Here is a 12,470-nt window from a genome sequence, read left to right as displayed (position 1 = left end):
ATACGTCACAATTGCCTTGACTAATTAAAAGAAGAAGATAAATAATTCATTAGAAAAATAGAAAAACTCCCTGGTGCGTTAAGGGGAGTTTTTCTGTTACACATACCTTATTTAAGGATTAATACTTCAAGTCATCTTGAGGAGTTTGTTCCAATTAATAATAATTTATTTATTGATGCCATCTCTTATCTACATACTTCTTAAAAATTTGGATGTAGTTATTTTTTAACTCTTGTTACAATAAAAAATTTTTCTCCATAATTAAATTTACTAATACCAATTCTTACAAGTCCACCCACAATAGCAGGAAGGATCCACCATCCTGACCCTATTTCATACATGGGAAGATATAGAAAAAAATAACTTATTAAAATGTGTAGAACATGCACTTATAAGTCTTACACTGGTTGTTTTATTTAATAATGACAAACGGCGTCTTTTACCTCTTATGGTATACCAACCTGTCCTCTACTTAGCTTTTAAGAAATTGTTATATTAAAGACAACCAAATATAAAATTTATAAACATTCAATGTTATTATCTTTTTAAAAAATATATATTTAACTAAAAATATAAAAAAATGTATTCTATACAAAGAAGTAAATATATAAACTTCTTTATAAAAAATAAAGTTTTATCAATTACTCTTACTGACGACAAATAGACGCTTTTTCAATTCTAAACAATGTGTGTAATAGTTAACACTATTTTTAATGGAATAAGTTAATCATTACTTGCAAGTTAAAGGATATAAGATAAAAAACAACTAACAAAAATCCTGGATGACCTAACTATTTATCAAATAAATAGCCTATTTACCAATTAGTATTACATGAATTAACCCATAAAGTTATATATTAACCCTATATTATTTTGCTTTGCTTTTTGATAAACATACCAGGCAGAAACTAAATCTTGAAAAGCTAAGCCCACTGCTCCAAATATAGTAATTTGCTCATCATTTCGTCTCCCTAATAAAGGGTTCATTAGCACTTCTCCTAGCTCAGCTTGTATATCATTCTCAGATAAATCTAATGATTGAATAGCCCCTGATTTTGCTACTAATTTTTTATCATCACTAATAAAAATAGAAGCTTTCACTACTTCTCTACTTACCTCACACTTACCAAGTTCGTCTGCTCCTAATGTTGTAATATGCGTACCTGGTTTAATCATATTTAAGAATATAAAAGGCTCTCTAGACCAAGTAGCAGAGATAATAATATCAGCGTCACGTACTGCATCCTGAACAGAGACACTAATCTTAATAGGTACTTTTATTTCATTTTGCATTTTCTTTGAAAACATATTTGCTTTTTCATAATCCTTATCAAATACCCATACTTTCTCTATTCTTCTAAGATATTGTATAGATTTTAGTTGCATTTCCCCTTGAACTCCACATCCAATAATAGCTATCTTTTTAGCACTTTTCTTTGCTAATGTGTGTGTTCCTACTGCTCCGGCTAGACCTGTTCGTACTGCTGTAATATATGTAGAGTCCATCATAGAAAGTAACTTACCTGTATAAATGTCATGAAGATGAATTACACCTTTTATAGAAGGATTCTTATTAGGGTATTTAGCATGAACTTTCACTGTATAAGCAGGGATTTCAGGTAATAAACCAGGGAATACAACCATGGAACTTGCATGTTCTAAAGGTAAGGAAGAACTTGAACGTTGAGAAGGTATAGATTTATGAGACGAATAAAGGCGAAAAGCATCTTCTAAAAGATCTAACACTTTTGGTACATCAAGTAATTGCTTAACATCAGTTCTATTCAATAAAAGTGTACTCATATTAATATTCCTCCTAAATGATTTAAATTAATTGTTCCTAAGTACTATTTAATATAAGGATATATATTGAAATAAGCAACAAAATCAAATGGATGTTCTAGAGGTTGGTTTTTCTGTTCTTGTAAACGGAGTATAGGAGAATTACTTATGTGATACCTCACGGTGTCGTGGTTAGTTTGCTTATAGTAATGTACTTTCATTCAAAAACGGGCCAATTAATAATATAGGCATTCATTTATGCGATTTTTTCACTTTGCTATACGCGTAGAATTGTATCCATAGAGATGAGCAAGGTTAGTTTGGGTAAAAAATAGCAAGAGGATAATCTAGATAGCTCGACCAATTAAGAAAAGTAGTACTTAAGTATATTTTTCATATTTTATTTATCTTTTTCTAAAAAACACCTTGAAGGAAAGGTGTTTTTTCTTTTTTATGATCTTGAATTTGCAAAGGAGAGAATTCCTAAATAGAAATTATTAGATAACGCTACTTACTTTACTCTGCCTTTAATAAACCGTATAAATCTATATTTATGGGAAAAAATAAACGTATATTGTTTGAAAAATAGGAGTAGATGTATATACATTATGTAATAACAAAAAGGTAGGAAAAAATTATGATTCTTTCTGTTTTATTACTTGGAACTATAGGGGTAATTTCAGAGAAACATCTTTTTAAATCAGGCAGTTCAAAGAAAGAACGTTCAATTTTCTTGTTTTTCTTGTGCTTCCCCCTAATTCTATCCAGCTTAGATGTACTACACATACATGTTCCTAATATTTTAAATGGATTAACCACAGTCTTTCATTATCCAAATAAACTTTTACCTTAAAGATTCTTAGAAGGTGCAAACAAATATGAGGAAGGATCCTTATGAAATGAGTACCATTCATATTAGTTCAAAACAGTTTTTTATTATTACGATTCTATTTATCGTAGGGGATGCCATTTTGTATGTCCCAGCGCTTATTATAAAAGAAGCAGGTCACAGTATGTGGATTGTTGGATTACTCAGCTTATGTGAAGGGATATTATTGGCCTTTTTGTATGCTAAACTGGGAAATCAGCTTGAAACAAATAGCCTTATGGAGTTTTTAGAAAGGGTTAGTGGTAAATGGTTTGGAAAAACACTTGGAGGATCTTTTTTATTATATATATTTATTGACCTTCTTTTAATGATCTATGAAATGGGATCTTTTATGGTGACCATTATTATTACGGAAACACCCATTGAATATGTTATTGTTGCTTTCCTACTAGTTGTTATTATCGGGGGGAGGTTAGGACTAGAAACCATCGTACGTGCTGCTCAAATCCTTTTTCCATGGTTTATAGGCCTGTACCTCTTGCTTATTTTTTCTAACGTATCTAACGCTACATTTGAGAATCTCCAACCCTTGTTTGAGAAAGGGACCTACCTAATCTTAAAAGGTAATTTTTCAATCATATCCTATACGTTAGAAACGGTTATTCTTCTTTTTCTTTTTCCCTATGTAACAAAGAAAGAAAAGGCTACTCAAGCTTATATAAAAGGGGTTACGGCAGGCCTGTTTTTATTAATTGTTATCTCTATATTTGCATTAGCTGTTTCGGGTTTTGCTGTTTTAAAAATGCAGCTCTATCCAAGCTATATGTTAGGGCAGACTTTGCAACTTAGCTTCTTTAATCATATTGAGGTTGTCATAGCTATTATTTGGTTTATCAGTTTGTTTTTTAAAGTAGTCATTTGCTTTTTTGTATTAACGCAAGGCTTATCTGAACTATTAAAAGTCCAAGAATATAAGGTTCTAACGTTTCCACTTGGTATGCTCATATTTGTTTGTTCCATTCTTTTTATTTCTAATAACATATACCTAGGTAATTTTATCTCTTCTACCTGGATATCGTATTCGATTACGTATGGCTTTTTGTTTCCTTTGTGCTTGTTAATATTAAGTTGGGGAAGGAGTAAATTACGCAATTAAGCTATGGCAGGTATTACTTAGGTAGAAGTAAATATTAAAACTAACTTATAAAAAATAAAGTTTATCATTTACTCTTAGCAACGCCAAGTCGGTAACTATTCTATATATGTATAAATTGTATAATATTACGAAAAACGATACGAGATTAAAAATAATATGTGTTTTAGAGTAATTGTAATTTACTTTTATTAATATAAGTAATAATTAACATATTTTCTTAAAATAGTGTTAAACGTTACATATGTTGTAGAAAAAGATCATATTTGTCATCACTAAGAGTAAATAGTAAAACCTTAATTTTTATAACGGAGTTTATTATTTTACTTCCTTATATAAAAAAACATTTACCTTGTATTTTTAATAAAGATTATATTATCAAAAATGTATTATCGTTAAATACCTGTAATATTTCTATTAGGTTATCATAAATATAACAATTTCTTAAAAGGGAAGTAGAGGATAGGTTGAGATATGATGATAAGTAAAACGACATCTTTGTTCACGTTTCACAAAATAGTTATTTACAGATTTTTATTATATTTTGTAAAACAGGAGGGCCGAGTTTTTCTGTTTTTGAATTCGAAAGACGAACTTATAATTTTACATTTTTCATATCTGCTGTAATTAGATCGAATCGGCCAGCCCATGTACGATTTTCATCTTCCGGAGTGGGATATATACGGAATCATTTGTTCATCTACATATATTTTGCTATGAGCGACATATTAAAACTATATAATGGAGGTGTAATGATGAAAAAAATAGCAGTTACAGCCTTTGTCCTAGCTAGTTTCTTAACTTTTGGTAAAAGCATGCAAGTTAAAGCTCTAACTATTCCTGAATTACCAACGACAGAAACGTCTAAACAATGGGCCGTGGAGGTCAATAATCCTGACAACGATTACCCTAATTTAGCACAAGCTAAGAGGGGAGTGTATCACACATATAGTTTAAACGTAAAAAACGTAGGGAAGGACGTACGCGATGTAAAAGTTCAATTATTTCGCAATGAATCCAATTCAAATACTAAATATGGACTTTTACCAGCTATGGAATCGCCAGAGCTTTCTCAGAAAGATGGACATCCCTTACATGTTTCCAATTTTGGTTTATCTGAAGAAGCAACCGACTTAAATATTGTGATAACGTGGAAAGAAAAAGGCGAGGAAAGAGAATATCAGGAAACATTTACTTTTCATCAAAAATAGAGCCTCAAAGTCAATGGGGCTCTATTTTTAATGGAAAGCTAGTATTAAGTAGGCTTTTTAGTTGCCATAATCACCATTATCGGACCTGAAAAAGATCCTTTTAACTACTCATTCAGGTGTTTCTTCTACCATATAGACCTGGATTAGTAATATACTGCTTTTATATCTATAAAAAGAAAAGGGGAGTAACAATGGGAAAACAAGTATATATTATCCATGGATACGGAGCCTCACCATCTAATCATTGGTTTCCTTGGCTAAAAGAGAAATTACTAGCAGATGATCATCAAATTTCGGTTCTTCATATGCCAAATTCGTCTGACCCGAAGAAAGAAGAATGGTTGAAGACACTGACTAATAAAATAAAGGATTTAGATAACAACACTTATTTTGTAGCACATAGCTTAGGCTCTATTACACTATTAAACTATCTAGAACAATTAGATCCATTACCAGACTTTGGAGGCTTTATTCTTGTTTCCGGCTTTTCTGAGCAATTATCGTCTTTACCCTCACTAGATCCATTTACAGTTAAAAAAGTAGATAATCAAAAAATAATTTCTGCAACTAATTCACGTGTTGTTATTGCTGCTAAAGATGACTATATTGTTCCTTTTCAATTAAGTGAAAATTTATCAAAACAATTGGATACATCATTTTATCCTGTTAAAAAGGGTGGTCATTTTCTAGAAGAGGATGGTTTCATTACTTTTAAATTGGTTTATGATATTTTAAATAATATGATGAAAACTGTATAAAGTGAGGTATCTATCCTTAAATTTAAACTACATACATATGTAGTTACCATAATGTAAATTTTAGGTAGTAATTTAAAAGAAGAACATCACATATGATGTTCTTCTTTTAGATTTGATCTATATTACTTTAAAAATATGGATGCAACGATGAAACCTATAATAAACACAAGAATAAGTACACCTAGACCTTTCCAACCTAAGCTACCTGCTAAACCAGAAAGGTTTCCAGCTTCATTTCGATTAAATGCGTCATTAATATTTCCGGTTGGATTTCTTTTTAACTCTTCTTGTTTTAAGTTCTCTCTTCTTCTTTCAGGTGTTTCTTTACCCTCACTCATTGTCCCACCACCGTTTTCTATAATTCTAACATATTGTGGTAAAACTATAAATTGATGGTTATATCCTGGCAGGATTCTTCAAAATTCTTATATGTAATATACAAGTTTAGTTAAGTCGGGTAGGCAGGCACTCTCACGAGCGCCCGCCCCCCTAAGAACCGCACGTGACAGATTTCCCGTCATACGGCTCAAGCCTTCTTTTTATCCGAACAACTTATTTAATACATGGTACATGTACTAATTTAGCAAATTGACCTGTAGAAACCTCTAGGTTTCGCACTGTAACTTTTTCTCCATTTTGTAGAGTCTGCTTACACAATGCACAACGATATCCTTGTTTTCTTGCAAGTTTCATCCTATCGAATGTATTTTCATTGTTAAAGACCTTACGGTCTCGTTTTTCCCAATACTCTTTTAGACTCGGATCATCTGGGCTGTTTTTGTAGGCTACCATGACATGTCGTTCTATCTTAATCCAGGACATCTTTAACAATTGAATGTTAGTAAGTGGACATGTGAGAATCCATTTATTATTTCCACCGTGGTAGGGCTTCTTAAAATAACGCTTGCTAATCCATTTTCTCGATTTCTTTGGATGCAATTGTTTAAGGTGTTTTCTCGCTTTTAGGAAAATATAATTGTCCATGTAGTCGTAAGTCTTTTTGGATACGACATGTTTCCAATAGTGTCCGTAGCCACGAATAATCGGGTTTAGAACACGTATGATTTCTTTTACTGGTCGTCCTCTCATCACAGAGAACGTATCTTTTATCTTATTTTTAGCCTTTTTAATGCTGTCTCTGCTAGGTTTGATAAATAACTTCTTTCCTTGTTCCGTATTGTATTGACGTAGCGAGAAGCCAAGAAAATCAAACCCGTCCTCAATATGTGTAACCCTAGTTTTATCCATGCTAAGTGTAATTCCTCGTTTTCGTAGGTAAGGGGTTAGTTTCCCATACATACTTTCAGCTTGTTCCTTCGTTTCCGTTACGATGACGAAGTCATCTGCGTAGAGAACACGCCCTATCTTACATTTTGGATCAATTGCGTATCCTCCGTTTGGTTTGTATGTCTTTTTATAAACAATACCAATCTCTTCTTCCATACCACATAAGGCGATATTAGCTAGAAGTGGAGACACAATTCCCCCTTGAGGGGTTCCTTCTGTTGTCGTACGAAGTATATCCTGTTCTATGTATCCCATATTAAGCCACCTTTTAATGAGAGTGCTTCCCGGAAACATAGATGTTTGTTGCATTATCCAATTATGATTAAGATGGTCGAAACATCCTAAGAAATCTCCCTCAAACACCCACTTTTTCTTACTATTGGTGTTAAGCTTATTAAAAAGGTTGCTTATAGCATCGTGTGTGCTTCGTTTAGGACGAAAACCGTAGGAAGTAGGCTCAAACTTAACCTCCCATTGGGGTTCAAGTGCGTTTTTTACTATGTTTTGATAGACTCGATCTCGCATCGTAGGAATGCCCAAAGGCCTTAGCTTTCCTTTTTTCTTCGGGATAAACGTTCTTTTTGCTGGCTTTGGACGATGTCGAAAGACATTGCATTTAACTAGTTGTTTATACAGTTTGATACGTTCGCTTGGTTTTGAGGCCGTATAGCCATCCACACCAGGTGTTCGCTTACCGTTATTTTGTTGTGTTACTCTGCGAATAGAAAGCAGTAGATTTGCTTTACTCCGAAGGAGTAAACGTTGAAGTTTCCTTACTTTTCTTTGTTTATTTTGTTGTTCGGCACGATAAATTCTTTGTCGTAACTTCGCTACATATTTTTGTATAATACTCCAATCAATAGAGTACCAACCTTTATGCGAGACGTGCGCCGACGCTCGTAGAGAGGTATTCATAACAGCACGCTCCTTTTCGTTAGAAGATAGCCACAAATTTATTTTCGTGTTGAAGACCAATGAGAAGTGGGCGCTCTTTCGAGCCTGTCATTGTCTGTAAAGCCGACAGTATCCGTCCAGTTATACAATCATTCTGCTTTCCTGTTCCTTTTCAGGGTAACGGCTTTCGCTTTTTCTCATATCCCATACCCTCTGTCACATTGTTTGACTTTGCAGTCATCCTACTGCTTATGCAGATGACATAGGGCTTACCAAGTTCCACTTTCTACAGATGCAATAGGGGAAGGCAGGTTCTTTACTCCGGGCAAGATGCGGGACGCATCAGAGTAGCTTTATGATTCTACTGTTCCTCTTGCCAAGACCCAAGCAAAAACTATGCACTATCTTGAGCTAACGCTTACGAAGCTTACAAACCTTCACGTTCGTTTGCCGTACCTATTTTCTCCTAGCAGTATTCTGGACCATGCATTTGTCCTCTGTTTCCACATTTCCTCATGCAACCGACAGACTCGTTACCAAGAATGCCGTTTCGGATGGAGATCATCTTTGCGTCTAAATGAGTAGCGTTAGCTACACTGTAAGAAAGCGACTTCTTGTCGCACCATAAAACGTGTTATCGGTCGTGAAAAATAAGCAGTCCTCTTATTAAGGACTGCTTATTTTTCTTATAGGTCTTTGTATAGTTCTCCTGATTTAGAAGGAACAAAAACAATCGGATAGTCTATACCTAATTGTTTTTTTACTTGTCCAAAGAACTGTAGACCTTTTTGGTTATATTCAGTTTCCATTTCTATTCCATTTTCTCTTAAAGAATCGGTATCAAAATCAATCCAGTTTCCATAATCATCAATCCACTCTTCAAGCTCACCTTTAAGATTTTCAGACAAAGGAAATTCTTCAAGATCAAGGTTTTCTCCACAATCATTACACCAGATGGGATCTGCGGAGAAATCAGCTTCTAATTTATATGTATTATGTTTGCATTTTTCCTTATTAAATAAGTTTGTAAAGAACATAATTTGATTCATCAATGTCTAATATTCTTCCCTGATTTTTTCTAACTAAATTGAAGCATATATCTTTAAAATGTTTCTCATCTATTTCATTCGGTTTATTATCTATTGAACTATGAAAACCGGTTACTCCATTAGGAAGGTTCATTAAATGACTCCTTTAAGGACGCTTAGTTACGTATATTTTATATGTATAAAGTATTTAATTCTCCCTCTTAAAACTCACGATTCATACTCCTTTTCTTCATCAATCCATCTATCTTCAGTCAATAGCCCACACTTAGGGCATTTATATTTCGGATCTATTTGAGTTGTTATTTCCTCAACATTACAAGGTTCACATAAATGAATTAAAAACAAATATCATCACACTCCCAATAAATAGCAACCACATCATTATTATTATGGGTTTCATAAGTGATAATAACATCTTTTTCATACTTTAGAAGGTTACGTAAGATCAAATTAGCTTCTCCTTTTAAAAAAGAGAGCATTAAACGCGCCCTTTAATAGAATAACTGTTTTTTAATAATTTTAGGTAAACCATCTTTATTGTTTGACAAAGGCTAAATTTTCCATTATCATCAACTCAAACTTATTTACGGGGAGAGCTAAAGATGAAAATTTATGTTGATGCAGATGCTTGTCCGGTAAAAGATATCATTATCTCTGAAGGTACGAATGCCGAAATTCCTGTTATCCTTGTTACTAGCTTTTCTCATTTTTCTAATGTGGAACAACCATCAGGAGTGGAAACCATTTATGTTGATTCTGGAGCAGATGCTGCGGATTACCGGATTATGAAGTTAGCAGGGAAAGGAGATATAATCGTTACGCAAGATTATGGTCTTGCTTCGCTAGGTTTAGCAAAAGGGTGCGCGGTACTTCACCATAATGGGTCTAGCTATACAAATGAAAACATTGACCAATTATTACAAACACGTTATTTGAGTGCAATGGCTCGAAAAAGCGGAAAGCGTACAAAGGGGCCAAAACCATTTACATCTGAAGATAGGGAGAAATTTAAGGGGCTTTTTAAAAGAGCCATTTCACGTTAAAAAAGAACCATCCATTTTTAAGAAAAACCTAAAAAAATAAATTGTCCCAATATTAAACTAACCTGCCCCGTTAGCTTAAGTACATTTCTTCACAATCTTCTTTATTTATTTTAACAAAATTTCCCTAATTCTCTCATTAAGTATTATTCCACAAAAGGGCCCTTAAAAAAAAAAGAGCAAAATTCTCGTTAAGATAACCACCGTTATAAGAACCTGTAAAAAAAGAGAAGATCATATTCCTAATCTTCTCTTTTTCTATATTTAAACTGTTCCTCTTTATAAATAAAATTCATTATTAAACAAAATCCTGCTAGAAGCCAACCAATAATGGGGGAATAAATAAAAACATTTGTTAATAATAATCCTCCACAAATAAAGATTACCGAAAACATTAATAAAAAAACGTTAGTGCCTTCATTTTTATTCATATAAAACACCTCTCTAATTAATCAACTAAGTGAAAAAATAAAAACTTTCGAAAGAATTCCATAAAATTTCCTAAGCAAAAAAGGACATTTCTTTTATGCCCTGTTCCCTCGTATCAGCCCCACCTACGCTAAATACTATGACAGCCACTCATGCCATCCAACCTACACTTAGTATAAATGAAAGCGATTACAAAGTAAAGTAATTAATAAAATATTCTGTCTATTTTTCATTATATTAAACTTGCCTATTTCGAATAATATTAAATACAATGAGCAAACTACCCAAGACACTATAAGGTGTCAAATACATCTATTTAGACATTCACCAGAAGAACTATCTTACTCGCATAAGGTAGTTTTTTCGATTTTTATGATGTATAAGTTATTCATTTTTAGTTAACATAATTAGCATTATCAGAAATCATGTATGCAGGATATTGGCTTAAGAGTCATGAATATATGAACCTAAAAGCCTAATGAAAGCAGGTGACTTTTATTTATGTTAATAGGTGAAATGCTTACTAAAATAATGAAAGAAGAAATGACAATTAAAGAATTAGCCACAATGTACAGGGTTACTACTCAAACCATCCAAAGAAAAATTAAGAAACTAGGATATGAATGGGATAACAAAAAGTCTATTTACAAATATACAGGAAAATCACCACAGCCGTTAGATGTTGATTTCAGTACCCTATTTAGAAAAACACCTACTATTAGTAAGGATTTAAGCCACCTTAAAGGTGAAAATAAAAAGAAAGGAATTGGTCGCAATAGCACTAGTGACGTAGTAGATGTTTTATTGGCAGGTACGAAACCACCATCCAAAAGAGTGTATCAGGGTTTTTATTTCGATAAAGACGTATTAAGCATTATAAATAGTGTTCCTAAAAATTATAAATCTGAACTAATTAATGAAGCGTTAAGAAAAGTATTTAAGGAAAAAGGATTACTCAAATGAAAAATTCAAGTGACTGTTCAAAAAAAGGAAATTTCGAGGGGGATGAACACCTGTGGGGTGAAGGAGTAACTTATTTAAAGAAAAGGCTCCGTTATTAGAACATCGAATAAGAAAAGGGATAAATTATAATAGATTTATTAGAGGGAATTTCAAGCTAATAAATTCAAATGAAATTTGTTATCGAAAGTGTGATACATTGAATAAGAGACAAGAAATGAAAGGAGTTTTTTAATGAGCAATCATGAAGCACAATATGAACTACCACCAAAAACATGTACAATCGATCGACTTGTAACGATGCCGGATGATGTAAATAAAGTAATCAAAGGCATCAAAACAGCCACTCGACGAAATGGAAGGTATGCTGATGTAGGAGAGATAATGGTCTTAGGGGATAAAAAGTTTATAGTGGAACGGGTTTATTCTCAATCACTAGGTGAATTAACAGATGAAAATGCTCGCCAGGAGGGCTATGATACAGTAGAGGAATATAAGCAATCTATTTTATCTTATCATCCTGGAATGCCTTGGCTTCCGCAAATGAGGGTATGGGTGCATGAGTTCAGATCAGTTAACGATTGATAGGTAAAAGAAATGGATTTGTTGTACCGTATATTAGTATATATTCATGTTTCTAGTGTCATTTTATCTATTGGTCCTTTCTTTATTCTCTTGCCAATCGTTAAAAAACTACATAGTTCAAGAGAACAAGAAATAAATGCCTATTTGAGCACATTTCAATCTGTTGTTAGGCTCGCAAAACATTCAGGCCATGTTCTTGTTATAACAGGGATACTCCTTGTTATGTGTGGCCCATGGACGTGGACTACTCCGTGGATTATAATGACACTGATTTTCCTCTTTTGCTCCTTGTTCTTTCTGGCCCGTGCGTTTTCACCAACACTTCGAAAGTACAAGGAGGAAGGGCAAAATAAAAAAGAACTGGCAACTAAACTAAAGCGATCTATTTGGATTTACATCATTCTATTAATGACTATGCTTTGGTTTATGGTCGGTAAGCCGACTTTTTGGTGAAATTCATCCATTTGTCGTCACTAAGAGTAAATAGTTAAAC

The 12,470-nt window shown here is 33.2% G+C and carries 12 protein-coding genes and 1 pseudogene; 7 read left to right on the top strand and 6 right to left on the bottom strand.

Features of this window, described 5'->3' with window-relative positions:
- Positions 1-837 precede the first annotated feature (837 nt).
- On the bottom strand, positions 838-1,803 hold the full coding sequence (locus JNUCC25_RS28095) for an ornithine cyclodeaminase family protein (protein ID WP_454223524.1): 966 nt from the start codon (positions 1,801-1,803) through the stop codon (positions 838-840).
- 857 nt (positions 1,804-2,660) lie between these two features.
- Here JNUCC25_RS28095 and JNUCC25_RS28090 point away from each other — a divergent pair.
- On the top strand, positions 2,661-3,767 hold the full coding sequence (locus JNUCC25_RS28090) for a GerAB/ArcD/ProY family transporter (protein WP_029325321.1): 1,107 nt from the start codon (positions 2,661-2,663) through the stop codon (positions 3,765-3,767).
- A gap of 517 nt (positions 3,768-4,284) precedes the next feature.
- Here JNUCC25_RS28090 and JNUCC25_RS28085 read toward each other — a convergent pair.
- Positions 4,285-4,452, bottom strand: a pseudogene (locus tag JNUCC25_RS28085) (hypothetical protein); the annotation flags it as partial.
- A gap of 67 nt (positions 4,453-4,519) precedes the next feature.
- On the opposite strand from JNUCC25_RS28085, the gene JNUCC25_RS28080 reads away from it, so the two are divergent.
- Both JNUCC25_RS28080 and JNUCC25_RS28075 read left to right on the top strand, forming a co-directional pair.
- Positions 4,520-4,975, top strand: a complete 456-nt coding sequence (locus JNUCC25_RS28080) for a hypothetical protein (protein ID WP_143256258.1) — start codon at positions 4,520-4,522, stop codon at positions 4,973-4,975.
- 191 nt (positions 4,976-5,166) lie between these two features.
- Positions 5,167-5,733, top strand: a complete 567-nt coding sequence (locus JNUCC25_RS28075; RefSeq protein WP_454223523.1) for an RBBP9/YdeN family alpha/beta hydrolase — start codon at positions 5,167-5,169, stop codon at positions 5,731-5,733.
- Positions 5,734-5,855: 122 nt separating this feature from the next.
- Here the strand turns inward: JNUCC25_RS28075 and JNUCC25_RS28070 are convergent, their stop codons facing one another.
- From JNUCC25_RS28070 to JNUCC25_RS28060, 3 genes are all read right to left on the bottom strand, one after another.
- Entirely contained in the window at positions 5,856-6,071 is a 216-nt protein-coding gene (locus JNUCC25_RS28070) for a DUF6366 family protein (RefSeq protein WP_454223522.1), read from the bottom strand.
- Positions 6,072-6,285: 214 nt separating this feature from the next.
- Positions 6,286-7,935 carry a group II intron reverse transcriptase/maturase gene (ltrA, locus tag JNUCC25_RS28065; RefSeq protein ID WP_454223521.1) on the bottom strand — a complete coding sequence of 550 codons (1,650 nt, stop codon included), beginning with the start codon at positions 7,933-7,935 and terminating at the stop codon, positions 6,286-6,288.
- Positions 7,936-8,600: 665 nt separating this feature from the next.
- Positions 8,601-8,963, bottom strand: coding sequence for a hypothetical protein (locus JNUCC25_RS28060; RefSeq protein WP_308355089.1), 363 nt, complete (start codon positions 8,961-8,963; stop codon positions 8,601-8,603).
- Positions 8,964-9,565: 602 nt separating this feature from the next.
- On the opposite strand from JNUCC25_RS28060, the gene JNUCC25_RS28055 reads away from it, so the two are divergent.
- A complete protein-coding gene (locus JNUCC25_RS28055) occupies positions 9,566-10,006 on the top strand; it encodes a YaiI/YqxD family protein (RefSeq protein ID WP_011106179.1) in 441 nt (146 codons plus the stop codon).
- Positions 10,007-10,245: 239 nt separating this feature from the next.
- Here JNUCC25_RS28055 and JNUCC25_RS28050 read toward each other — a convergent pair whose 3' ends face one another.
- Positions 10,246-10,434, bottom strand: a complete 189-nt coding sequence (locus tag JNUCC25_RS28050; protein WP_143256255.1) for a hypothetical protein — start codon at positions 10,432-10,434, stop codon at positions 10,246-10,248.
- A gap of 499 nt (positions 10,435-10,933) precedes the next feature.
- Here JNUCC25_RS28050 and JNUCC25_RS28045 point away from each other — a divergent pair, with 499 nt between their 5' ends.
- From JNUCC25_RS28045 to JNUCC25_RS28035, 3 genes are all read left to right on the top strand, one after another.
- Positions 10,934-11,395: a hypothetical protein gene (locus JNUCC25_RS28045; RefSeq protein ID WP_143256254.1), complete on the top strand. Its 462-nt coding sequence runs from the start codon at positions 10,934-10,936 to the stop codon at positions 11,393-11,395.
- A 231-nt stretch (positions 11,396-11,626) separates the two neighbouring features.
- Complete coding sequence (locus JNUCC25_RS28040) at positions 11,627-11,977, top strand: ASCH domain-containing protein (RefSeq protein WP_098239996.1); 351 nt, start codon at positions 11,627-11,629, stop codon at positions 11,975-11,977.
- Between the two features lie 12 nt (positions 11,978-11,989).
- Positions 11,990-12,430, top strand: a complete 441-nt coding sequence (locus JNUCC25_RS28035) for a DUF2269 family protein (protein WP_098288009.1) — start codon at positions 11,990-11,992, stop codon at positions 12,428-12,430.
- Positions 12,431-12,470 lie beyond the last annotated feature (40 nt).

It is taken from the genome of Priestia sp. JNUCC 25 (assembly GCF_053667915.1).
This window is presented reverse-complemented; position numbering and strand designations above follow the sequence as displayed.